General features: G+C 37.9%; 26 protein-coding genes. 20 read left to right on the plus strand and 6 right to left on the minus strand.

Translation table 11 applies throughout. The features are described from left to right. The 15 genes from N784_RS10160 to N784_RS10215 all read left to right on the plus strand — a co-directional run. Positions 1-431, plus strand: a 431-nt coding sequence (locus N784_RS10160; RefSeq protein WP_036834646.1) for a sugar phosphate nucleotidyltransferase, incomplete at its 5' end; no start/stop codon positions are given. Beyond that, on the plus strand, positions 431-1072 hold the full coding sequence (locus N784_RS10165; RefSeq protein ID WP_036834648.1) for an acetyltransferase: 642 nt from the start codon (positions 431-433) through the stop codon (positions 1070-1072). The genes N784_RS10160 and N784_RS10165, both read left to right, overlap by 1 nt. Then, positions 1069-1953 carry a glycosyltransferase gene (locus tag N784_RS10170; protein ID WP_036834649.1) on the plus strand — a complete coding sequence of 295 codons (885 nt, stop codon included), beginning with the start codon at positions 1069-1071 and terminating at the stop codon, positions 1951-1953. Before N784_RS10165 ends, N784_RS10170 begins: the two co-directional genes overlap by 4 nt. Next, on the plus strand, positions 1940-2992 hold the full coding sequence (locus tag N784_RS10175) for an N-acetylneuraminate synthase family protein (RefSeq protein WP_052127258.1): 1053 nt from the start codon (positions 1940-1942) through the stop codon (positions 2990-2992). The genes N784_RS10170 and N784_RS10175 overlap by 14 nt, the downstream gene beginning before the upstream one ends. 21 nt (positions 2993-3013) lie before the next feature. Then, positions 3014-3721 (plus strand): acylneuraminate cytidylyltransferase family protein, encoded by a 708-nt coding sequence (locus N784_RS10180; RefSeq protein WP_036834650.1) that lies wholly within the window; start codon positions 3014-3016, stop codon positions 3719-3721. 354 nt (positions 3722-4075) lie between these two features. Beyond that, complete coding sequence (hpf, locus tag N784_RS10185; protein ID WP_036834651.1) at positions 4076-4624, plus strand: ribosome hibernation-promoting factor, HPF/YfiA family; 549 nt, start codon at positions 4076-4078, stop codon at positions 4622-4624. A 218-nt stretch (positions 4625-4842) separates the two neighbouring features. Continuing rightward, positions 4843-4995, plus strand: coding sequence for a hypothetical protein (locus N784_RS16830; RefSeq protein ID WP_198134419.1), 153 nt, complete (start codon positions 4843-4845; stop codon positions 4993-4995). 207 nt (positions 4996-5202) lie between these two features. Further along, a complete protein-coding gene (gene secA, locus N784_RS10190) occupies positions 5203-7722 on the plus strand; it encodes a preprotein translocase subunit SecA (protein ID WP_036834652.1) in 2520 nt (839 codons plus the stop codon). Positions 7723-7778: 56 nt separating this feature from the next. Next, positions 7779-8880, plus strand: a protein-coding gene (gene prfB / locus N784_RS10195) for a peptide chain release factor 2 (protein ID WP_156965228.1) whose coding sequence is annotated in 2 segments (ribosomal slippage) — positions 7779-7850 and positions 7852-8880 — 1101 coding nt in all. Because the reading frame shifts where the segments join, the coding sequence is not laid out codon by codon here. Positions 8881-9038: 158 nt separating this feature from the next. Continuing rightward, positions 9039-9110: a DUF2179 domain-containing protein gene (locus N784_RS17095; protein WP_269745335.1), complete on the plus strand. Its 72-nt coding sequence runs from the start codon at positions 9039-9041 to the stop codon at positions 9108-9110. A gap of 22 nt (positions 9111-9132) precedes the next feature. Continuing rightward, positions 9133-9213 carry a hypothetical protein gene (locus N784_RS17100; RefSeq protein WP_269745336.1) on the plus strand — a complete coding sequence of 27 codons (81 nt, stop codon included), beginning with the start codon at positions 9133-9135 and terminating at the stop codon, positions 9211-9213. A gap of 61 nt (positions 9214-9274) precedes the next feature. Further along, positions 9275-9616 carry a cytochrome c551 gene (cccB, locus tag N784_RS10200; protein WP_036834654.1) on the plus strand — a complete coding sequence of 114 codons (342 nt, stop codon included), beginning with the start codon at positions 9275-9277 and terminating at the stop codon, positions 9614-9616. Positions 9617-9866: 250 nt separating this feature from the next. After that, on the plus strand, positions 9867-10553 hold the full coding sequence (ftsE, locus tag N784_RS10205; RefSeq protein WP_036834655.1) for a cell division ATP-binding protein FtsE: 687 nt from the start codon (positions 9867-9869) through the stop codon (positions 10551-10553). Continuing rightward, positions 10543-11439, plus strand: a complete 897-nt coding sequence (ftsX, locus tag N784_RS10210; RefSeq protein WP_036834656.1) for a permease-like cell division protein FtsX — start codon at positions 10543-10545, stop codon at positions 11437-11439. Before ftsE ends, ftsX begins: the two co-directional genes overlap by 11 nt. 28 nt (positions 11440-11467) lie before the next feature. Beyond that, positions 11468-12883, plus strand: a complete 1416-nt coding sequence (locus tag N784_RS10215) for a murein hydrolase activator EnvC family protein (RefSeq protein ID WP_036834657.1) — start codon at positions 11468-11470, stop codon at positions 12881-12883. Between the two features lie 188 nt (positions 12884-13071). On the opposite strand, the gene N784_RS17105 is transcribed toward N784_RS10215, so the two are convergent. From N784_RS17105 to N784_RS10235, 5 genes are all read right to left on the minus strand, one after another. Then, positions 13072-13194, minus strand: a complete 123-nt coding sequence (locus N784_RS17105; protein ID WP_269745333.1) for a hypothetical protein — start codon at positions 13192-13194, stop codon at positions 13072-13074. A 124-nt stretch (positions 13195-13318) separates the two neighbouring features. Continuing rightward, positions 13319-14302 (minus strand): siderophore ABC transporter substrate-binding protein, encoded by a 984-nt coding sequence (locus N784_RS10220; RefSeq protein WP_036834658.1) that lies wholly within the window; start codon positions 14300-14302, stop codon positions 13319-13321. 23 nt (positions 14303-14325) lie between these two features. Next, positions 14326-15084, minus strand: coding sequence for an iron ABC transporter ATP-binding protein (locus N784_RS10225; RefSeq protein ID WP_036834659.1), 759 nt, complete (start codon positions 15082-15084; stop codon positions 14326-14328). Continuing rightward, positions 15078-16028 (minus strand): iron chelate uptake ABC transporter family permease subunit, encoded by a 951-nt coding sequence (locus N784_RS10230; protein ID WP_036834660.1) that lies wholly within the window; start codon positions 16026-16028, stop codon positions 15078-15080. Before N784_RS10230 ends, N784_RS10225 begins: the two co-directional genes overlap by 7 nt. Next, entirely contained in the window at positions 16018-16971 is a 954-nt protein-coding gene (locus N784_RS10235) for an ABC transporter permease (protein ID WP_036834661.1), read from the minus strand. The genes N784_RS10230 and N784_RS10235 overlap by 11 nt, the downstream gene beginning before the upstream one ends. A gap of 478 nt (positions 16972-17449) precedes the next feature. On the opposite strand from N784_RS10235, the gene N784_RS10240 reads away from it, so the two are divergent. Both N784_RS10240 and N784_RS10245 read left to right on the plus strand, forming a co-directional pair. After that, complete coding sequence (locus N784_RS10240; RefSeq protein ID WP_036834737.1) at positions 17450-18934, plus strand: S41 family peptidase; 1485 nt, start codon at positions 17450-17452, stop codon at positions 18932-18934. A 171-nt stretch (positions 18935-19105) separates the two neighbouring features. After that, positions 19106-20305, plus strand: a complete 1200-nt coding sequence (locus N784_RS10245) for a PDZ domain-containing protein (protein ID WP_052127259.1) — start codon at positions 19106-19108, stop codon at positions 20303-20305. Between the two features lie 45 nt (positions 20306-20350). Here N784_RS10245 and N784_RS17110 read toward each other — a convergent pair whose 3' ends face one another. Next, positions 20351-20479 carry a hypothetical protein gene (locus N784_RS17110; RefSeq protein ID WP_269745334.1) on the minus strand — a complete coding sequence of 43 codons (129 nt, stop codon included), beginning with the start codon at positions 20477-20479 and terminating at the stop codon, positions 20351-20353. 102 nt (positions 20480-20581) lie between these two features. Here N784_RS17110 and N784_RS10250 point away from each other — a divergent pair, with 102 nt between their 5' ends. The 3 genes from N784_RS10250 (at position 20582) to uvrB (ending at position 25273) form a co-directional block, all read left to right on the plus strand. Beyond that, entirely contained in the window at positions 20582-21544 is a 963-nt protein-coding gene (locus N784_RS10250) for a LacI family DNA-binding transcriptional regulator (RefSeq protein WP_036834662.1), read from the plus strand. 37 nt (positions 21545-21581) lie between these two features. Continuing rightward, positions 21582-23156, plus strand: coding sequence for a peptide chain release factor 3 (locus N784_RS10255; RefSeq protein ID WP_036834663.1), 1575 nt, complete (start codon positions 21582-21584; stop codon positions 23154-23156). A 134-nt stretch (positions 23157-23290) separates the two neighbouring features. Beyond that, positions 23291-25273, plus strand: coding sequence for an excinuclease ABC subunit UvrB (gene uvrB / locus N784_RS10260; protein WP_036834664.1), 1983 nt, complete (start codon positions 23291-23293; stop codon positions 25271-25273). Positions 25274-25276 lie beyond the last annotated feature (3 nt).

Consider the following 25276-nt stretch of genomic DNA (forward strand, 5'->3'; position numbering starts at 1 on the left):
GGTTATTTACACAAAATATTTTATACTCTCCTTCTTTTTTCGTTAGTAATTGTGATATTTTAATTGATGCAAATTATTCAGATATACTTAATTACCATAAGATAAATGAAAATAAAATTACAATGATTACATCACTCAAAAGTTTTAAAGTTCCATATGGTATTGTTGATCTTGATGACTCTGGTTTAATCAAGAAAACTAGAGAAAAGCCTGAATACAATCATTTAATTAATACCGGTATGTATGTAGTTGAACCAGAATTGTTAGAATTTATACCAGATGGTGAATTTTTTCATATAACCGAATTAATTGAAATCTGTATTGATAAAGGGTTTAAGGTAGGGACGTATCCTGTCAGTGAAGACTCTTGGTTAGATATGGGACAATTCGATGAAATGGATAATATGCTACAGAAATTAGGTGTTCAATAATGAAGAAGATTCTTTTAATTGGTGGAGGAGGTCATTGCATAAGTGTAATAGATTCTATTGAAAAAATAGGTACTTATGAAATTGCCGGAATTATTGACACGGCAGATAAAGTAGGGAACAAAGTTGGCGGTCACCCTATTATTGGTACGGATGATGATTTAGAAACATTTTATTCAAGAGGTATTACCAATGCTTTTATGACATTGGGGAGTATTGGTGATACAGAGCTTAGGAGAAAATTATTTAGGCAATGTGAAGCACATGGCTTTTCTTTCCCTGTTATTATGGATCCGTCGGCGGTTGTAGCTTCATTTACGACAATAGGAAATGGTACTTATATTGGAAAGGGAGCTATTGTTAATAGAGAAGTTAGTATTGGTAAAAATGCTATTTTAAATACCGGGTGCATAATAGAGCATAATTGCCATATTGGTGATTTCGTTCATATAGCTCCAAGGGGAACAATAGCAGGTAATGTATGTATTGGTCACAACACGCATATTGGTATAGGTGCTACTGTAATAGAGGGAAAAACGATTGGTAACGATGTTTTCGTTGGGGCATCGAGTAACGTAATACATAATATTAAACATAATGCGAAGGCGTATGGAAACCCGTGTAAGGTGGTTGAACCTCGATGAAAGTTGCTTTTGGGTCCGTTATATATGAAGAGGCTTTTACCTACGCTTCAGATTTTATTCATTCATTAAACTGTCAAACACACGACTCTTTTGACATATTACTATTAAATGATAATGTATCAACTAATAATTTGGCCTATATTACAAATGAGTTGAGAAATGATCCTGTTATTTGGCAATGTGAAGAGGGCTTACAACCATATCAGCTTCGGGTAGAGTTAATAAAAGAAGCAAAACGTCGCAACTACGATTTACTAATATTAGGTGATTTTGATGATACTTTTTCGGAAGATCGCATTTCATCTATCGTAGCGGCATATGACCAAAATTATGCTTTTTTCTATAATAACCTTTACTACATTAATTCTTCTCGTAAGTTCTTTAGTCATCTGCCTGAACAAACACTATGTATTAACGCTATCATTGAGTCGAATTATATTGGACTCTCAAACTCTGCAATAAACTTAAATAGTATTGAAGAGGCTGAAATAAGTAAGTGGAAACATTGTCAAAATGCAGTGTTTGATTGGTATATGTATTCCGTGTTATTAGCCTTAGGGTTAAAAGGGAAAAGAGTGGATGAGGGAAAGACTTTTTATAGAATCCATGAACATAATATTGCCGGAGAAAATAATGCTTCTTATGAAAATGTAATGAAAGAGATTGATATAAAAATTAAGCATTATGCTTCATTAAAGCACCGCGGAAAATGCTTTAATGAATACCTACAGTTCTATCAATGGCTAAAAAGTGGTGTTCAATTCTCAAACATAAAGATAGAACAATATATGGATACTGGCACGGAGTACTGGTGGGGAAATATTCAAATGATCAACTTCAAGAAAGAGATAGGAGAGGACAGTTTACATGATAACGATTAACGGTAAAAAAATTGAGAATTATGGTAAACCATACATTATTGCTGAAATCGGATCTAATCATAATGGTGATATGGATTTAGCAAAAAAAATGATAGACGAAGCAGCCGAATGTGGTGTGGATGCAGTGAAGTTTCAATCTTGGACGAATACGTCATTAATAGCTAGAGAAGAATATGAGAATAATCAAGTGTATAATGATTCCCCTAAGAAACATTTTGGCTCATTAGAAGAAATGGTTGAGAAATATTACTTAAGAGCAGAGCAACATTATCTCTTAAAGGAATATTGTGATGAAAAAGGCGTTCAATTTTGCTCATCACCTTTCTCAGAAGAAGAAGTTGATTTGTTAGAAGAACTAGAGGTACCTTTTTATAAAGTTGCTTCAATGGACATAAATAATTTAAGGTTATTAAAGTATATTGCTCAAAAAGGGAAGCCAGTCATTTTATCTACAGGAATGTCTACTTTATCAGAAATTGAAACAGCAGCTAAAACCATCGAAGCGGCAGGTAATAACCAAATTGTCCTACTACATTGTGTTTCCATTTATCCACCAGAATCACAAGATATCCATTTAAACAATATTACACTATTGCAAAATACATTCCCACAGTATCCAGTTGGATTCTCAGATCATACAATTGGAACTTCTGTACCGATAGCATCCGTCGCGTTAGGTGCTACTATCATTGAAAAGCATTTTACTACAGATAAAGATTTACCTGGTTGGGATCATGAAGTATCAGCCAATCCAGAAGAAATGAAATATATTGTCACTCAGAGTGAGATAGTGAGCCAATCCTTAGGGAACTATAATAGAACCGTTTCGAAAGCGGAAGAAGCGAAAAAATTAAAATTTAGAAGAAGTATTGTACTTACTAGAGATATGAAAGCAGGGGAACGAATTACAGAAGAGGCTATTACTTTTAAGCGACCAGGAACCCATATTAGTCCTGATGAGGAAATTTACGTTGTTGGAAGGAAATTAAATAAAGACTTACTTGCAGATACAATTTTGGATTGGAACTATTTAGAATAACTACGTAAAGGAGGCTTAAGTATGTTAGCGATTATTCCAGCAAGAGGTGGATCAAAAGGGGTTCCGAGGAAAAATATTAAAGATTTAGCAGGGAAACCGTTAATCTACTATGCGATTAAAGCTGCTCAAAAATCCAATCATATTAGCAAGGTTATCGTCTCTACGGATGATCAAGAAATTGCTGAGATAGCCCAGTCATTTGGAGCGGAAGTCCCTTTTATGAGACCAGCCCATCTAGCTTCAGATAACGCTAAAGCTATAGATTCATATATATATACGATTGAAACGATCAATCAACAACTGAACGACAGAAACAACTTAATAGAAGAATTTGTTGTACTACAGCCAACCTCCCCCTTTAGAAGTAGTTTAGATATAGATAAAGCAATTGAAATATTTTATAAAAACAAAGCAGATTCTGTTATTTCGGTCGTAAAATCAGAGCATCCACCTCAATGGTATAAAAGGATAGCCGATAATGGGATAATTGAAGATTATTTTACTAGTGATAACGGGCTTAATAGGCAGGAATATAACGTGACATATATTCCAAATGGGGCAATTTATATTTTTAATTATAGTTTATTGAAAGAAAAATATAGTTATTATACTAATCAAACGTATCCATATATTATGAGTGAAGAGTCTTCATTAGATATTGATACGTTAATAGATTTTAAATTAGCGGAAGTTTTAATGAAAGAAAATATTTCTGGGGCGACCGATTAAAATATTCTAAGAATGGTTGACTAAAATCAGTTTCATCTTTTAACAGGTGTAAAAACATGTGATCATATCGTTTAAAGCATTTAGAAAAAATAATTTCACAAAAATGTAAAGCATAAGATGCTATATGAGTCATATATTAGGTGTACAATAGAAGTAAGAAAAAGTACTTTAAATTTTATGTAAACATTATGTTTCGTTTATGTAAATGCGGGGTACATTTTCTATATAATACATCCTTATTCATTCTACCTACAATAGCGGCATTTATAAGAGTGAAAAATCAGATAATTTGTAGAATGGTGTCAAAGGTTGTGGTAGAATAAGAATACATAAGGATGAAAGGAGGACACTTTTATGAAATACAACATACGTGGTGAAAATATTGAGGTAACGGCTGCTTTAAGGGAATATGTAGAGAAGAAGATAGGTAAGCTAAACCGTTACTTTGAGGAGGAGCCTTCATCAGACGTACATGTTAATTTAAGTGTCTATAATGATGAGCAGAAAATTGAGGTTACGATTCCAATGAAGAATTTGTTGCTACGTGCCGAGGAGCAACATCTTGACTTATATGCAGCAATTGATCTTGTTATTGACAAGCTTGAGCGACAAATTCGTAAACATAAAACGAAAGTGAATCGTAAATTCCGCCAAGATCATGCAGCTAAGTACGTATTCGCACAAATGGAAGGCGATGGTACAGAAGGATCTGATCATCCAGATGAAGTAGAGATTGTTCGTAACAAACGATTTGATTTAAAGCCGATGGATTCTGAAGAGGCGATTCTACAAATGGATATGCTAGGCCATAGCTTCTTCGTCTTTAGAAATATGGAAACAGATACGACAAACGTAGTGTATCGTCGTCGAGATGGGCGCTACGGTTTAATTGAACCTAACTAATGAAACAAGAGAGAAGAGATCCTTTAAGGGTCTCTTTTTTTTCTTTGGTGAAACATCAATTTTGCATAATTGGCCTAATTTGCTGTATTATTTTACGTTTTTTCTAAAGAAAAATATAATTCCGTGCTGAAGTTTAATTGGAAATGTAATCATTCGACGATTCGCTCTGCATGGATTTAGGTGATATAACTAAAGTAGTTGGAAAGGAGGCGTTGACTATGTGCGATTGTTGTCATGAAGTGATGAAAAAGCTAGAAAAGCAAGAGGAAGTATTGTCTCAATTGATTCAATTTGTCGCGAACAATCATGAGCGCATCATTACGTTAGAACAAGAAAGGAAGCGTCAAATCTCTAACTCCTTTATTTGTTAGTTCTCTCCGAAGTGATTCCTCGTTTTCCTTCTATTTACCTCGTAACATTCCGCATGTGAAAAGAGTGGCTCATCCCCGGGCTACTCTTTTCGTCATAGGCTTTTAGGTGCGGTTGTTAGTTGTCATCTTCCTTCTACTAGTGTTATGATAAACAATGGACAAATCAATAAAAACGGTGCATTTTTAATCCATAGAGGAGCGTTATACATGCGTGCTTTGTTTAAAAAAATATTCGGGGATGAGAACTCTCGTGAATTGAAGAAAATAGATAAAATTGTAGATGAAATTGAAGGTTTCGAAAGTCAATTTGAATCGTTATCAGATGAGCAACTGACAGCGAAGACAGAAGAATTTAAACAACGTTATCAACAAGGAGAACAGCTGGATGATATGATGGCCGAAGCGTATGCGGTCGTTCGTGAAGGTTCTAAGCGTGTATTAGGCTTACGTCCATACCCTGTTCAATTGAGCGGGGCGATTGCACTTCATGGCGGGAATATTGCAGAGATGAAGACAGGGGAAGGTAAAACGTTAGCCTCCACCATGCCTGCTTATTTGAATGCTATAACTGGTAAAGGGGTTCACATTATCACGGTGAACGATTATCTTGCTAGTCGTGATGCGGAGGAAATGGGCAAGCTATATGATTTTCTCGGCTTAACAGTTGGTTTGAATCAAAATGGTCTTTCTAAAGAAGAGAAGCGTGCTGCCTATCAAGCAGATATTACGTATGGAACGAACAATGAATTCGGTTTTGATTATTTACGTGACAATATGGTGCTATACAAAGAGCAAAAGGTACAGCGTCCGTTGCATTTTGCCATCATTGATGAGGTGGACTCCGTTTTAATTGACGAGGCGCGTACACCACTTATTATTTCTGGATCTGCCCGTAAATCTGCTAACATGTACCACAACGCAGATAAATTCGTTCGATCACTTCAAGAGGAAAAGGATTACTCTTATGATGAGAAAACGAAGGGTGTTCAGCTTACAGAAGAAGGAATCAACAAAGCAGAATCATTCTTTGCTATTGAGAACCTTTTTGACTTATCCAATGTTGCGTTAACACACCATATTAATCAAGCGTTGAAAGCACATACGTCGATGATTCGTGACAAGGATTACGTTGTCGAAGAAGGAGAAGTAGTTATAGTAGACCAATTTACTGGTCGTCTCATGAAGGGGCGTAGCTATAGTGATGGCTTGCACCAGGCGATTGAAGCGAAGGAAGGTTTGCAAATTCGTAATGAAAGTCAGACGCTGGCTACGATTACGTTTCAGAACTATTTCCGTATGTATGAGAAGCTCTCTGGTATGACAGGTACAGCGAAAACAGAAGAAGAAGAGTTCCGTAATATTTATGCTATGGACGTTATCGTGATTCCAACAAACAAGCCAATTGAACGTGATGATAAAGCTGACTATATTTATAAAACGATGGATGCGAAATTTAAAGCTGTTGTGGAAGATATAAAGGAACGTCACGAAAAAGGACAGCCGGTGCTCGTTGGTACGGTAGCAGTAGAAACTTCTGAACTTATTTCCCAATACTTAAAGAAAGCTCGTGTGCCGCACAACGTGTTAAACGCAAAAAATCACTTCCGTGAGGCTGAAATTATACTAGAAGCTGGTCAAAAAGGTGCGATAACGATTGCGACGAACATGGCCGGACGTGGTACTGATATTAAATTAGGCGAAGGGGTAAAAGAGCTAGGCGGTTTGGCTGTTATCGGTACTGAGCGCCACGAATCTCGCCGTATTGATAATCAGCTACGTGGTCGTGCCGGACGTCAAGGTGATCCTGGTGTATCTCAGTTCTATCTTTCTATGCAGGATGAATTGATGCGCCGCTTTGGATCAGAAAATATGAGTAATATGATGGATCGTCTCGGAATGGATGATAGCCAGCCGATTGAAAGTAAGATGGTCTCGAAAGCTGTTGAATCCGCCCAGCGCCGCGTGGAAGGAAACAACTTCGATGCCCGTAAAACGCTTCTTGCTTATGATGATGTATTGCGCCAGCAGCGTGAAGTCATCTATAAACAACGAAACGAAGTGCTAGAATCAGATAACCTCCGTGGAATCATAGAGGGTATGATGAAATCGACGATTAACCGTCAAGTAGACGTTTATTCGAGTGATGAAGAGGAAGATAATTGGGATTTACAAGCGCTTGTAGAGTATTTGAAAGGTTCCATGCTAGAAGAAGGCGATGTTGATGTTTCTGACTTAAAAGGAAAAGAGCCAGAAGAGATGAAGGAGCTTATCCTTGTCAAAGTCAAAGAACGTTATGATGCTAAAGAGCTAGAGCTTACTTCCGAGCAAATGCGTGAATTTGAGAAAGTAATTGTACTACGCATCGTTGATACAAAATGGATGGATCATATTGATCAAATGGACCAGCTTCGCCAAGGTATTCACCTGCGTGCTTACGGTCAAAACGATCCATTACGTGAATATCAATTCGAAGGTTTTGCCATGTTTGAGAATATGATTGCGACGATTGAAGACGAAGTGTCTAAATATGTCATGAAAGCACAAATTCGCGAAAATCTTCAGAGACAAGAAGTTGCTAAAGGTGCAACAGCTGTATCAGGTGAGGACAGTACGAAGAAAGAGAAGAAGCGCAAACCAATTAAGAAGACAGAAACAACAGGACGTAATGAACCATGTCCGTGTGGAAGTGGCAAGAAATATAAACAGTGCTGCTTACTGAAACAATAAATAGCAAACACTCTCCTTAAGCGAGGAGAGTGTTCTATCTATGAGGTGAATAAACGATGGAATTAGTAGATATTAAGCAAGAAATGGATAAAATGGCTAAGCAATTAGCGGACTTTAGGGGGTCTCTTTGACTTAGATACGAAAAAAGCACGTATCCAAGAATTAGAGGAGCACATGACAGACCCTGCTTTTTGGGATGATCAAAATGCTGCGCAAACCGTAATTAATGAAGTAAACGGATTAAAGGAGCTTGTTCACACGCTTGAACGCTTAGAGGAAACGCTCGAAAACTTAGAAGTGTCCTACGAGTTAGTGAAAGAAGAAGAAGATGAAGAACTCCATGCAGAATTAAGCGAGGAAATACAGCAGTTAAGTCAAGATATCCAAACGTTTGAATTACAAATGCTCTTAAGCGAACCGTATGATAAGAACAATGCCATATTAGAGTTGCACCCTGGCGCTGGTGGCACAGAATCACAAGACTGGGCGAGCATGCTACTTCGCATGTACACCCGCTGGGGGGAAAGTCGCGGCTTTAAAGTAGAGACGATGGATTACTTACCAGGCGATGAAGCCGGTGTGAAATCCGTTACGCTAAACATTAAAGGTCACAACGCCTATGGCTATTTAAAAGCGGAAAAAGGTGTACATCGTCTTGTGAGAATTTCTCCATTTGATTCCTCTGGTCGCCGTCACACTTCTTTTGCATCATGTGACGTTATGCCCGAATTCAATGAAGAAATCGAAATCGAGATCCGTACAGAAGATTTGAAAATTGATACGTATCGAGCTAGTGGGGCAGGAGGTCAGCATGTTAATACAACTGATTCTGCAGTCCGTATTACTCATGAACCAACTGGAGTTGTCGTGACATGCCAATCTGAACGCTCACAAATCAAAAACCGTGAACAAGCAATGAAAATGATGAAAGCCAAACTATATCAAAAAGAAATTGAACGCCAACAACAAGAATTAGATGAAATCCGTGGCGAACAAAAAGAAATCGGCTGGGGAAGTCAAATCCGTTCCTACGTCTTCCACCCATATTCCATGGTAAAAGACCACCGCACGAATAAAGAAAACGGAAACGTACAAGCAGTGATGGACGGTGACATTCAACCATTCATCGAAACATACTTACGCTCCCAAGTCGACTAAAAAGAAGCTGCTCATCCTATAAGATGAGCGGTTTCTTTTTTCATGCACATCGACAAAGGACTCAGAGCCACGTACCGGACCGCCAAACCTTGCATCTACATTTTTAATTCCATTAATGAACTGCTTTTGGATTATTTACATTTTGTGTTTACTGCGCTATCTTTCATGGTACTGGTGGTTATACGAATCAAAATCGGCAAATGATGATGGTTGTTGCGCGACAAAAGTGAGTTCAATAAATTGACACAATTAGTGAAAAAGGTTGATACAACAGCATTTATATTAGTTATGGATGCTGTGGAATTTATTGGAGAGGGTTTTAAAACCGTTTAAATGGGATATAATGAATTTGATGGATTTTCCATCGTCAACTATTGTTAGGGGGGGGACAATAATGAAGAAATCCTTATTAGCATTCCTTTTCGGTACTGCGCTAGTATTAAGTGCTTGTGGCGGTGGCGGTGACGAAGGTGAAAGTACTTCTACGGACTCTGGTGAAGAAAGTGGCACGACAGAAACTGCAGCAGGTGAAGAGTTGTACAAGCAAAATTGTGCAAGTTGTCACGGTGCAGACCTTGCAGGCGTATCCGCACCTAGCCTAGAAACTATTGGTGCAACTTATGACCAAGCAGAAATTAAAGACATTATCGAAAATGGTAAAGGAACGATGCCACCAGGGTTGCTATCTGGTGATGATGCAGCTACAGTAGCTTCATGGTTAGCTGAGAAGAAATAATCCGCAAAAAGCCTAGAAACGGTTAAAATTCCGTCTAGGCTTTTTTCTGTTGCCCTTTTTTATAAACAATGGTTGCATTATATCAATCATGTAAAATTTGAAATGTAAATGTAATAATTTTATCTCATAAATCGTGTCATTTAGATGTTATAATAAACAAAGGAAAAAGAAGTCGTAAATTGTCTTTTACCATACAATCTAGACGTTAACACCATAGATGAACAACATTTGAGTACAGGTGGTTAGTAAAATGATAGAAATGAAAGATGTCCACAAGACATATCCTAATGGGGTTATGGCTTTGGATGGAGTCAATTTGTCGATTAAGCCAGGTGAATTTGTGTACATAGTAGGTCCAAGCGGTGCTGGTAAATCCACTTTAACAGGTTTGATGTACCGGGAAGAAAAACATACAGAGGGCCAGATTACGATTAATGGAACGGATTTAAATACATTAAAAGAACGGCACGTCCCATATTTACGTAGAAATATAGGAGTGGTCTATCAAGATTTTAAATTGTTACCGAAATTAACAGTCTATGAAAACGTTGCATTTGCATTAGAAGTAATAGAAGAGGATCCAAATAACGTTAAACAACGTGTAATGGAAGTACTTGATTTAGTAAAATTGAAAAATAAAGCACGTCAAATTCCTGATGAGTTATCCGGCGGAGAGCAACAACGCGTCTCCATTGCTCGAGCGATTGTAAATAATCCGACTTTAATGATTGCCGATGAGCCGACAGGAAACTTAGATCCCGAAACATCGTGGGATATTATGAGTATTTTTGAAGAGATAAATGCTAATGGTACAACGGTTATTATGGCTACACACAGTAAAGAAATTGTAAACACGATAAAAAAACGTGTTATTGCTGTGGAAAATGGTCGAATCGTCCGTGATGAAAGCAGGGGTGAATACGGCTATGAAATTTAGTACAATGCGTAGGCACTTGCGTGAAGGAAGCAAGAATATATACCGTAACGGGTGGATGACAGTCGCATCGGTTGGAGCGGTAACGACGACGTTATTGCTTGTTGGTGTTTTTCTCGCATTAATGTTGAATGTTAATGAAATGGCGAACAATGTAGAAGAAGATGTAGAAATTAAAGTTTACGCAGATCGTACAGCTGAAAAGAAAGATTTAGATAAATTAGAGTCTAAATTAAATGATATTTCCGCAGTAGAAACAGTTACTTTTTCCTCTAAAGAACAAGAATTAGAGGAATTGAAAAGCAGCATGGGAGAAGAAGGACAAGTATGGGAAATGTACAACGAAGATAATAACCCTTTAAGCGATGCGTTTATTTTAAAAACTTCAGACCCACTTGATACTTTTACTGTGGCAGATGAAGTAGCAGAGTATGATTATGTAGAGAAAGTTCACTATGGGGAAGGTGTAGTAGAACGATTATTTGGGTTAACGAAGTATGTTCGATACATAGGGATAGCTTTAATAGCAGCTTTAGTATTTACAGCAATTTTCTTAATTTCGAATACGATTAAACTTACCATTATGGCACGAAGCAAAGAGATTGGAATTATGAAGTTAGTAGGCGCGACAAATGGTTTTATTCGTTGGCCGTTCTTCATAGAAGGCATATTACTTGGAGTATTAGGGTCTTTACTTCCAATCGCAGTGGTCGCCACAGGGTATCACTACTTATATAATAACTTACGAGACAAGATTCAAGTCTCCTTTATAGAATTAATTCCTTTTAATCCGTTAGTATGGCAAGTGTCTTTAATTATGCTTGCAATTGGTGCTTTTATCGGAGTGTGGGGAAGTCTGATGAGTGTCCGTAAATTCCTGAAAGTATAAACGATGTATCTAGGAGGAGAACCATTCTATGAAAAAAATAAAAGGTATAGTGCTAACAACGTCCATAGCATGCGTATTAACGTTTACTGCACCAATTAGCACGATTTCAGCAGAGAGTATTAACGATTTGAATAAAGAAATTAACGAATTAGAGCAAAAAAAATCATCAATCAGCGGAAAAGAAAGTAACGTTGAGCAAGATAAACAAAAAACTCAGACGAAACTGAAGAAGAACAGACAAGAACAAAATAAAATTGATAGTGAAATTCAAGAGATAGACACTAAACTGTCCGATACAAAAGCTAAAATTGAAACAAAAACAGAAGAAATCAATACAACGAAACAAAAAATAGAAAAAAATGAAAAAGAAATTAAGCAACTGAAAAAAGAAATTAAAGATTTAAAAGAACGTATCAAAAAACGTGATAAATTGTTACAAGAGCGACTTCGCACCATTCAACAAACTGGTGGTAACGTGCAATACATGGAAGTTCTAATGGGAGCGCAGAGCTTTGGGGATTTTGTTGACCGCGCTTCAGCTGTAAACACCATCATGGACCAAGATAAAGCTATTATGGAAAAACAAGAAGAAGAAAAGAAAGAATTAGAAGAAAAGAAAAAAGAAGTAGAAGCTAAGAAGAAAGAGTTAGAGAAAGAGAAGAAAAACTTAGAAAGCCAAAAAGCAGAATTTGAATCGTTAAAACAAACATTAGACAGTCAACGAGAAAAGAAAGACAAATTAATGAATGAACTTGAAAAGAAAGAAGATAAATTAGAAAAACATAAAATGAGCTTAGAAGAAGAGCAGGAAATATTACGACAACAACAAGAAGCAATGCAAAAAGAAATTCAAAGAGCTAAAGAAGCGAAACAAGCAGAAGAAGACAAACAGAAACAATTAGCAGCTCAACGTGAAAAAGAACGACAACAAGCAAATAAGTCTAGTGACTCAAATGATAGCTCTAGTAATAGTTCTAGTAATAGTTCTAGTAATAGTTCAAATAGTAGCTCTAGCAATACAATTACAGCACCACCAGCGGCAAATTCAAAAGGATTTATACGTCCAGCAGACGGTCCTGTGACATCAGGATTTGGACCAAGATGGGGAACGACGCACCCTGGAATTGATATTGGCCGTGGAGGATCTTCTACCATTCGTGCAGCAGCAGATGGTACAGTTATTCGCTCTGAATACTCCTCAAGTTACGGGAATGTTGTATATATGACACACTATATGGGTGGCACATCATACACAACAGTATACGCTCATATGTCTAGCCGCTCCGTTTCGACTGGACAAACTGTAAAAGCAGGACAACCTTTAGGTGTAATGGGTAGCACAGGTTATTCCACAGGAGTACACTTGCATTTTGAATTGCACGTCGGCCCTTGGAATGGAGCTAAAAGTAACGCTGTAAACCCTGCTAAATATGTCAACTTTTAATAGCAGACTTCAACCACCAACTGTTTAAGCAATTGCTTAAACGGTTGGTGGTTCTTTAATGAGAGCCACATAACAGATAACAATTAAAATACCAGATAAACAAGTAACGACGATTATTCGTTCCAATGGTTGTGGTAAATCACCATTACTAAAGGCAAGAAGAAAGTTCTGGATTACTATTAATTAACTTACATTTTTTTATATCCTGCTAAAATGACAACAAGATTTTTCTTATGTTTCGTTATCTTATCCACAAGCGCATCTACAGCTTCTTTGCCCAAATCGTTATTAGAGGGTTGGAGCTTCATCAATAAATATTTCCCCCATCAAAGAACCGCATATTGAAGACATAATATCGCCTTAAATCTGCCCTCTCTTTACGATAAGATAAAAAAACAGACTCACTATATTAAAGTGAGTCTGTCCTCTATACAATTATTGAATACCTTGTTGCAGTTCTTCTACCATCATGCTAACAGATTGTAAACCGCCACCAGATAAGTACCATACGGCTGGATCTAGGTAAACGATGTTGTCGTTTTTGGCAGCTTTTGTTCCGTTTACTAGATCATTGTTTAATACTTCACTTGCTACCGTTTCGCCGTCGATAGCAGCGTCACGGTCGATAACGAATAAGTAATCTGGATCTGTTTCAGAGATGAATTCAAAGGAAATACTCATACCGTGTCCAGCTTTTTCAATGTCATCACGTGCCGCTTTTACGCCGAATTCATCATGAATCATACCGAAACGGGAGCCAGGACCATAAGCTGTTACTTTCCCACCTGTGGATAAAATAACTAAACCTTTTTCATCGCTTTCAGATGTCGTTTTATTTAATTCATCAATGGATGTTTGGATTGTCTCAAGTTCTTGTTTTGCTTCTTTTTCTTTACCGAAGATTTCACCAAGTACCGTTACGTTCTTTTTGAAAGATTCTATATAGTTTTCGGAGTCCACACCTACGTAAATAGTTGGTGCAATTTCACTTAATTTCTCATAATGACTTCCTTGGCGGCCAGAAATTAGAATTATTTCAGGTTCCATGGAGTGGATTTTCTCGAAATCTGGTTCTTTTAGTCCGCCTGCGTTTTCGTATTTTTCTTCATCCTTGTATTCAGAAAGGTAATCTGGGATGTTCGAGCTTTGAGCAACACCTGCAACGTCCACACCTAGTTGATCTAACGTGTCTAATGCACCATAATCGAATACAACAACATTTTCAGGATTTTTCTTAACTGTAGTTTCACCAAGTTCATGCTTAACCGTAATTTCTTCTGTAGCTTCTTCTTGTGTTTTTTCGCTATCTGATGCGTTTGATTTATCTTCTGATGAACCTTCTTCATTTGAGGATCCACAAGCTGCAAGAGCAAGGGTTAGTAATGAAATGATAAACATTAGCATTAATTTATTTTTCATAATGTATACTCTCCTTTATCAAATTATGAGAAATAGATGCAAATTTTTTTGCCATCTATTGTTTGGATGGGGATATCCATTCCGTATATATCCTTTAGTACGTCGGGACGAATAATTTCTTCTGTAGCTCCTTCTTTTAACACTTTGCCGTCTTTTAATGCGACAATGTAATCAGAATAACAGGAAGCGAAATTAATGTCGTGAATGACGATGACGATTGTTTTTCCTAATTCATCAACCATTCTTCTTAATGATTTCATTATTTGTACGGAGTGTTTCATATCTAAATTGTTTAATGGTTCGTCTAATAAAATGTACTCTGTATTTTGAGCAATGACCATCGCAATATATGCCCGTTGTAATTGACCACCACTTAGCTCATCAATGAATTTATCTTGTAAGTCTTCTAATTCCATATAGTGAATCGCTTCATCTACGAACTCCCAATCCTCTTTCGAAAGTCTTCCTTTGGAATAAGGAAAGCGACCGAAGCTTACTAAATCACGAATTGTAATCCGGATATTTACGTTGTTGGATTGTTTTAAAATAGATAGTTCTTTGGCAAGTTTATTCTGGTCATACGACATGATGTCTGTACCTTTAAGAATTACTTGACCATCGTCGCGAGAAATTAAGCGGCTAACCATAGAGAGTAATGTACTTTTTCCGGCTCCGTTCGCTCCAATAAAGGATGTGATTTTTCCTTTTCCAATGGTAAGCGACACATCATCTACGACTATTTTGTTTCCGTATGATTTTGTAACATTCTTCACTTCTACCATGATCGATTCTCCTTAAGTAGTAGATATAAAAAGTAGATGCCGCCAACAAAGTTAATAATCACACTAATCGTAGTGGAGAAAGTAAATATACGCTCTACTAGTAATTGACCACCGACTAAGGCGATAATGCTAATTAATATCGCTCCTGTGATTAAATAGGAATGGCGATACGTCTTTAAAAATTCATGTGCGACATTGGCTACTAGTAATCCTAAAAATGTAATAGGCCCAACTAAAGCGGTAGCTACTGAAACTAATATGGCTACAACGATTAACAATTGTTTTACGACTTGATCGTATGGAACTCCTAAATTCAGTGCATGATCTCTTCCTAACGAAATAACATCTAAATATTTGACAAACCGTAAGAAATAAAGGGTAACCATAATAATAAGAATGACAGATATGAAAAATAAATCTTCATTAACATTATTAAAACTGGCAAACATGGTGTCCTGTACGACAGCAAACTCATTTGGATCGATAAGCATTTGCATAAAGGAGGCAATGCTATTAAAGAACGTTCCAAATATGATTCCAATCAGTAATAAGAAATAAATGTTTCTTCCTTCTTTTTTGAAGATAAATATAAATAAGAAGTAAGCGAACAATACCATGAGTCCAACAGATAGAATAAACTGTGTTTCACTTTCCATTAAGGCTAATGTTTTGGCCCCAAAAAGGAAGACGATTACGGTTTGGATGAGTAAATATAGCGAATCCAATCCAATCAAACTCGGTGTTAAAATGCGGTTATTCGTAATCGTTTGGAACACAACGGTTGAAAAGGCTATACAACCACCTGTTAGTATAATGGCGAATACTTTCGTCGCTCTGTTCGGTAATACATAATCCCAATTCTCGTTTAACCCCATAAAGAGGTACATTCCAATAAATGCAAAGGCGATAACGGCTAATATGATAATCTTCTTCTTATGACTCATGTGCTCTTCTCCTTAAAAGTAAGTAAAGGAAAATTCCGCTTCCAATAACTCCGACCATTAATCCAATTGATATTTCATACGGATAAATAATGATCCGCCCTAACATATCACAAATAAGGACAAATAAGGAACCTAATAAAGCGGTATGGAGTAAGCTACTTTTTAGATTATCACCTTGGTACATCGTTACAATATTCGGGATTATTAAACCAAGAAAGGGTAATGAACCGACAGTAAGCACGACGACGGCGGACACAAATGCAACAATCGTTAATCCGATATTAACAACAGATTTATAATGCAGCCCTAAGTTCGTTGCGAAGTCTTCTCCCATTCCTGCTATGGTGAAGCGGTGTGCGAATATGTAGGCAATGATCAAAGCTGGAATACTTAGATATAACAACTCGTATCTCCCCTTTACAATCATGGAGAAATCACCGTGCAACCAAGCACCAATACTTTGAATCAAGTCATATTTGTACGAGAAGAACGTCGTTAAAGAGCTTACAATATTGCCGAACATTAAACCGACTAACGGAATGAATATTGCATCCCTGAATTTAATTCTGTTCAACAATTGCATGAAAATAAACGTACCCAACAAAGCGAACAAGAATGCTACCGTCATTTTTGATAACATACCGGCTGCTGGAAACACAATCATGGCAATTAATATCCCGAACTGCGCCGAGCTCATTGTTCCTGCAGTAGTAGGGGATACAAATTTGTTTCGGCTTAACTGCTGCATAATTAGTCCGATAATACTCATGCTCATTCCGGCAATTAATATACTTATTAATCTCGGAAATCTACTAACCATAATAATTTGTACTTGCTCTTCACTTAAATGGAAAATATCGAGCGGTGATACATCTGATACCCCAATAAATAAAGAGACAATTGATAAAATGATAAGGGAGCTTCCCAATGCAAATAGTCTCATATAATACTACTCTTCCTAACTGTTGGTTTTCACATTAACTGTATATTTATCATAACGTAAATGAGCATAAATGCAATGTCGTAAGTCCTCCTTTTGTTTACCGTTATTATTTACCCAAGACAAATGATAACAATTATCAATATCACTGTCAATGAAAACTGTTATCATTTGTTGCGTTTTCAAAAAAGATTTTTAAATAATAAGAAAGGCTTACTAGGATAAAATAAATGAAAGGTATATTATATGAATATACTAAGAGATCCTTTTCCTAATTCTTATCGGAAAGTATGCTCCACTAACTCTGACTTTTCTAATGGAGTGCAAATAGTGTAAAATAACGAATAGAAGTATTATCCGTTTTACAGCATGATGATTAGGTGAACAACATAAAGTATTACAGAGGCATCGCCATACGGTGTGATGTTCTTTCTTGCAACGATGGGGAGAATAAAGTTGATTTGAGGTGAAGTGTATGAACATGAAGAAGCGGTACTTGGTTGCCTTTTTCATACTCGCAATGGTGCTTGGAGGAGTAGTGTCTTATGTTGGGATGGAAATGGTGCAGTCTGACAACGGACAAGCACTAGATCAAGACAATGTACTTGATGATAGTAGTCAAGCATCTGTTGGGGCGATTCTAGACGGGGTGAATCAAGGGAAAGCCGATGAGCTAATGAAAGTGACGAAAGCTTATAATCTTATTCAAGAAAAGTATGTAACAGAAGTTGAATCAAATCAGTTAGTGGAAGGTGCCATCCAAGGAATGCTTGCTACGTTGGATGATCCATACAGTACATATATGGATCAAGAGACGATGGAGCAATTCAATAATACGATTTCTTCCTCTTTTGAAGGAATTGGTACAGAAGTTAGTATGAGAGATGGAAACGTAACGATTGTTTCACCGTTTAAAGGATCTCCAGCTGAAGAGGCAGGCTTGAAACCGAATGACCAAATTTTAAGCGTAGATGGGGAAAGCATAGACGGCTTAGATTTATATGAAGCTGTTTTGAAAATTAGAGGGGAGAAGGGTACAACGGTAACACTGGAAATTAAAAGGCCAGGTGTAGAAGAAGCGCTTACTGTCGATGTGAAGCGTGATACCATTCCGATAGAAACGGTGTACTCCGATGTCCAAATGGTTGACGGCCAAAAAGCAGGGATTATTGAAATAACTTCTTTCTCTGAAAATACGGCTGCCGATTTTGAACAGCAGCTAGAAAAGTTAGAAAAACAAAACATAGAAGGGCTCGTCATAGATGTACGTGGAAATCCTGGAGGCTTATTTCCGGCAGCTCAAGATATTCTGTCTTTACTCATCACCAAGGACACTCCTTATGTACAAATTGAGGACAGTAACGGGGAAAAAGAACGGTATTTCTCCAATTTATCTAAACCTAAGAGCTATCCGATTACTGTATTAATAGATGAGGGAAGTGCTTCTGCTTCAGAAATTCTAGCAGGAGCGATGCACGAAGCTGGTGGTTATGAGCTTATTGGTACAAAAACGTTCGGAAAAGGGACAGTTCAACAAGCGATTCCAATGGGAGATGGGAGCAACTTGAAACTAACTATCTTCAAATGGTTAACACCGGAAGGAAACTGGATTCACGAAAAAGGAATTGAGCCAACTAAAGAAGTCAAATTACCAGATTATTATTATACGAACCCTATCCAAATCGATAAACCGTTAACATATGATCAAACCGATGACAAAATCGCTAACCTTCAAACGATGTTAGAAGGATTAGGTTACGATCCAGGTCGAACAGACGGATACTATTCGAAACAAACAGAAGCTGCAGTAAAACAACTTCAGCAAGATAACGATTTACCTGTTACAGGCGAAGTCGATAAAGAAACAGGGAAAAACATTCAAGAAGCTATCATCGACAAGGTACGAAATAAAGAAGATGACACGCAAATGAAAAAAGCGTTAGAAGTATTATTTGAATCGGAATAACAACAAGAGGAAGAAACCCGCAGTGTATGCTGCGGGTTTCTTTATACAGTTACCTTGCTGTGATTTTTTTCTTGTTTAGCTATTTTCATTAGGAAAGAGTTGACGTACAATCAACATATATACTTTTTTAAAAACATAGCTAGACAGTGATCGGATAGTGGAGGGACATGCATGATAGAATTATGGTTGCTAGAATTAGCTAAAGGGATTGGCCGGTTGTTTCTTCATCCATTATTATATTGGGTTATTGGTTTAACTCTTTTTGCTTCGATACTGCGAATCAAAAAAGAACGGGCCAATTTCGGGATGAAAATATTCCACGTGTTCTCTGAATGGAGAGGAACGTGGGTGGTAAGTCTCTTATTCGGATGTTTGCTATCGTTGCTTATGGTTGGCGCGGGGGTAGTCATGCCATACGGACTGGTTCTTCTATGGACGATTGTTATTGTGCTTTTGTCCATAACCGCTAGATTGACGTGGCTTTCAGCTGGCTATACGTTAAGTGCAACGTTTTTCATTATGACGTTCATGCCGATAGAACGTTGGTCGTTTCTTCCAGCAGATTGGTACAACGGATTGGCGCAAACGAGCATGGGCTTTTTGCCAATTATGATAGGATTGCTTTTGTTTGTGGAGGCTATTTTATTAAAGCGTCATTATGCGAATGAGTCGTTTCCACAATATACCTCTAGTGGTCGGGGAAAAGTAGTAGGACAGCATATGGCAAGGAAGCTTGCGATTATGCCAGCGTTTGTCTTGATTCCTGGAGGAGCAATTGAATCGTTCGCTCCATGGTGGCCGCTATTTTCTATTCATGATCAATCGTTTGGGCTTATGCTTGTACCATTCGTCTTCGGCTATGAGTTAGTCGTTAAAGGAATGCCACCGCAACAGGCGACTAATCAGTTAGGGAACTACGTTTTGTTATTAGCGATAAGTGTAATTGGGTTAAGTATTGGTGGTTTATATATGCCAATTCTGTCTGTTTCCGCAGTAGTGCTCGCGCTAATTGGTCGAATGGGAAGTAGCTTTGCTGTGAAATGGCAAGATAGTGGACGAAACCCTTATTTTACACTTAAACCCGATGGAATTCCTGTCCTTGGTGTGATACCGTATTCGACCGCTGATAAAATGGGATTACTTGTCGGTGAGCAAATCGAACAAGTCAACAATATTCCTGTAACGAATGAGGAAGAATTTCATCAAGCAATGCAAACAAATCGTGCCTTTTGCAAAATAACCGTCCGTGATCAAAATGGGGAAATTCGTTTTACCCAAAGTGCGATGTATGAAGATGACTATTACGAACTTGGTTTAGTATTTGTGAAAGATCGTCATAACCATCAGCAAGGGATGAATATTGTGCAATAACAAACTAGAAACTGGATGGCTGTTGCGTCCAGTTTTTTGTTTGAATTAATCATGATAAAACCATTCTTCGTAACGCTCTAGTTCTGTCGATTCATCGGATAAGTTCGTTGCCCAATATATGCCAAGCCATTCAATTGTACATAATAGAAAGATTACGATAAAGCCAGTGAACATCGTATCACTTCCTTCCTTTTTATTTGTACCTTTACTATATTTTATGAAACGCGTTTCAGAGCAAGGGTGAATGATAAAACTTTTACTGAAGAGGGTGGTAGAGTGACGAATATAAAAGATGTAGCCCGATATGCGAATGTTTCGGTAACGACTGTATCACGTGTATTGAATGGACATCCTTACGTGAAAGCGGAGAAGCGAAATGCGGTAATGGAAGCTGTTCAGGCGTTGAATTACCATCAAAATAGTAATGCGATTAATTTGTCTAAAGGAAGGACAATGCTTCTTGGTGTCGTTGTACCGTTTATTAATCACCCGTATTTTTCGCAATTACTTCACGGTATTTCAATAAAAGCGTTAGAAGAAGGATACACCCTTGTGTTGTTTCAAACATCGTATGATCGAGATAAAGAATTAGAAGCATTAGAGATGTTAAAGCATAAGCAAATTGATGGTGTCATCATTACTTCTCGTGCCTTACCTTATGAACAAGTTCGATCTTATACAGCGTATGGTGCGATTGTTTTGTGTGAAGACAGCGAAGGCGGTGAGATGTCAACAGTTTCCATTGATCATTACGAATCGTTTTTAGCAGGAATGAACTATTTAATAGAAAAGGGACACCGGCGAATCGGCTATTGTATTGCACGCCCTTCAAGTCCCAATAGCATGCTTCGCTTGGAGGCTTATGAAACTGCTCTTCAATCGATAAATGAACCAATAAATGCTAACTGGGCATTTGTACAATGTTTAACGATGGAGGATGGAGAGCGTGTTGTTCATCAATATAAGCACTTGAGACAGAAACCGTCCGCTTTCTTAGTAGCGAGTGATCAAGTAGCAGCGGGCATATGGATGGAATGTAAAAAACAAGGGATTCGAGTGCCGCAAGATTTAGCTATTCTTGGGCTAGATAATCATCCTATTGCTAGAGCTTTAGGGTTATCTACGATTGATTTGCCGATTGATCAAGTGGGTAGAGAATTAGTGGTCCGTGCTATTGACACCTCCTCCATTCAAAAAAAGAAATATGGCTTTACTATTGTGGAAAGAGGAAGTGTATAATAAAACAACAGGAGAAAATGAGATAGGAGTTAGCTATATGAATATAAAAGAAGAAATGCAGAAGCGTCGTACTTTCGCTATTATTTCTCACCCCGATGCGGGAAAAACGACGTTAACGGAGAAATTTTTGTTATATGGTAATTTAATTCGTAATGCAGGTACGGTAAAAGGGAAGAAGTCAGGGAAATTTGCGACATCTGATTGGATGGATATTGAGAAGCAGCGTGGCATCTCGGTTACCTCCTCTGTTATGAATTTCGAATACGAAGGTCTTCATGTCAACATTCTTGATACACCAGGTCACGAAGATTTCAGTGAAGATACGTATCGAACGTTAACAGCTGTTGATAGCGTCATTATGATTATAGATGGAACAAAAGGGATTGAAGCGCAGACACTTAAACTGTTTAAAGTGTGCAAAATGCGAGGTATTCCTATTTTTACGTTTATTAATAAGCTCGATCGAGAAGGAAAAGACCCCTTCGATTTATTAAAAGAAATAGAAGATGAATTAGACATTCAAACGTATGCAATGAATTGGCCGGTCGGAATGGGGAAAAGGTTTAAGGGAATTTTTGACCGAGAGCGTGACCAGTTCATTCGGTTTACTGGAAATGAGTTAGAGGAAGCCATTGCCAAAGAGGAGCTTCAGCAACAACAAGACTTAATACAAACGGAAGAATTTCAAGCCGCTGCAGAAGAAATAGAATTGCTAAATGAAGCTGGGGAAGCATTTGATATAGAAGCTGTGCAACAAGGAGAACTAACACCAGTCTATTTCGGTAGTGCTCTTGCACCATTTGGGGTAGAAACGTTTTTCCAATCCTTTATTGCTATGGCGCCACAGCCATTTCCTCGAAAAGCTTCTGGCGAGTTAATTGCTCCTGAACAAGAGGCGTTCTCTGGCTTCATTTTCAAGATACAAGCGAATATGAACCCGGCTCACCGTGATCGTGTCGCGTTCGTTCGTGTATGTTCTGGTAAATTTGAGCGGGGAATGAAAGTGACATTAGCGCGAACAGGGAAAAACATCAAAATTGCTCAAACACAACAATTCATCGCCTCTTCGAGAGAAACGTTAGAAGAAGCGTATGCTGGAGATATTATTGGTATTTATGATCCAAACGTGTATCGCATCGGAGATACGCTTGTACAAGGTAGTGACACGTATGAATATGAGGAGCTTCCACAGTTTCCACCTGAATTATTTAAGAAAGTAACAGTGAAAAACGTCATGAAATCTAAACAGTTTAGAAAAGGGATTGAACAACTTGTCCAAGAAGGAGCGATTCAATTATTTCGCAGCTTAAGAAGTGATGAATACATTATTGGTGCAGTTGGGCAATTGCAATATGACGTATTTGAATATCGCATGAATAATGAATACAATGTCGAAATCGTATTTGAATCGATTGGTGAACGTATTCCAAGATGGTTAAAGACCGAGCAAGTTGATAAGAAGCTATTTGATGAAAGAAGCTTGCTCGTTAAAGACCGTGAAGATAACTTCTTGGCTCTATTCAAAAACGATTTCTCCTTACGTTGGTTCCAAGACAAGCATCCATCTATTGAATTAATTGATTTGTTTGAAGTGAATCAATATCGTCAATAATAGGAAAGGCTGATCTATTTTTTTAGGTCAGTCTTTTTGATGTATATTACTCGAATGTTTGTTCGTATATGTGTTAAAATAGATGGTAAATGTGGTACACTACGTGTAGATAAAGCTGGAATGGAGGGCACAGTGTGGAAGGACAATTTGAATTAGTATCGAGCTATCAACCTCAAGGGGACCAGCCTCGTGCCATTGAGCAACTGAGAAAAGGTGTTGAAAACGGTAAGAAGCATCAAACGTTGCTAGGTGCCACGGGGACAGGGAAAACGTTTACGATGTCCAATTTAATTCAACAAGTAAACAAACCAACGCTAGTCATCGCCCATAACAAAACACTTGCAGGTCAGCTGTACAGTGAATTTAAAGAGTTTTTTCCCAATAATGCGGTTGAATATTTCGTTAGTTATTATGATTATTATCAGCCAGAAGCATACGTTCCATCAACAGATACGTTTATAGAAAAGGATGCTAGCATTAATGATGAAATTGATAAGCTAAGGCACTCTGCTACATCTTCCTTGTTTGAGCGGAACGATGTCATTATTGTAGCGAGTGTTTCTTGTATATATGGTTTAGGGAATCCAGAAGAATATCGGGAATTAGTCCTTTCTATTAGAACAGGAATGGAGAAGGATCGAGATGCATTGTTACGAGATTTAGTAGATATTCAGTATGCTCGTAATGATATTGATTTTCAGCGTGGTACATTTCGCGTGCGTGGCGATTCTGTCGAGATTATCCCAGCTTCACGAGAAGAACATTGCGTTCGGGTGGAGTTCTTTGGAGATGAGATTGACCGGATTCGTGAGGTCGACGCGTTAACAGGAGAAATAATTGGGGATCGTGATCACGTAGCTATTTTTCCGGCTTCTCACTTCGTCACGCGAGAAGAGAAGATGAAAATCGCCATTAAAAATATTCAACAAGAGCTACAGGAACAATTAAAGATATTGAAAGAGCAAAATAAACTATTAGAAGCTCAGCGTTTAGAGCAACGAACGAATTATGATTTGGAAATGATGAATGAAATGGGGTTTTGTTCTGGTATTGAGAACTATTCTAGACATTTAACATTACGGGAAGCTGGTGCAACGCCATATACGTTGCTTGATTATTTCCCGGATGACTACTTACTGTTAATTGATGAGTCCCATGTTACGTTACCGCAAGTGCGTGCGATGTATAACGGCGATCGGGCGCGCAAGCAAGTGTTAGTGGATCATGGTTTTCGGTTGCCATCCGCAATGGATAATCGCCCGTTAATGTTTGCTGAATTTGAAGAGCATGTGAATCAAGCAGTCTATGTGTCCGCCACACCAGGACCTTATGAACAAGAACATTCACCGGAAATGGTAGAACAAATTATTCGTCCTACTGGGCTACTTGATCCGAAAATAGAAGTACGTCCTATTCAAGGGCAAATAGACAATTTAATTGGTGAGATAAATCGACGGAAAGAACGGAAGGAACGAGTATTAGTCACTACGTTAACGAAGAAAATGTCTGAGGATTTAACCGATTATTTAAAAGAAGTTGGAATTAAAGTAGCTTACTTACATTCCGAGGTGAAAACGCTAGAGCGGATTGAGGTTATTCGTGACTTGAGGAAAGGTGTATATGATGTTCTCGTTGGTATTAACTTATTAAGAGAAGGATTAGATATACCAGAAGTGTCACTCGTTGCGATACTAGATGCCGATAAGGAAGGATTTTTGCGTTCGCAGCGTTCATTAATTCAAACAATAGGACGTGCCGCTCGTAATGAGAATGGTGAAGTTATTATGTATGCAGATAAATATACCGATTCTATGAAGATAGCGATTGATGAAACAGAACGCCGCCGCGAAAAACAAATCGCTTATAACGAGAAGCATGGTATTACACCGACGACCATTAAGAAAGAAATTCGTGACGTCATTCAAGCAACGATGGCTGCAGAAGACGAAGAAACGTATGACCACAAACAATCCAAAGTAGCCAATATGACGAAGAAAGAAAAAGGTGACTTGGTACAACAGATGGAGCAAGACATGAAGCAGGCTGCTCGGGAATTGAACTTCGAAAAAGCAGCAGAACTTCGTGATTTAATTTTAGAACTGAAAGCGGAAGGGTGACCG

Origin of the sequence: Pontibacillus litoralis JSM 072002, from assembly GCF_000775615.1 — a bacterium.
Taxonomy (GTDB): domain Bacteria; phylum Bacillota; class Bacilli; order Bacillales; family BH030062; genus Pontibacillus; species Pontibacillus litoralis.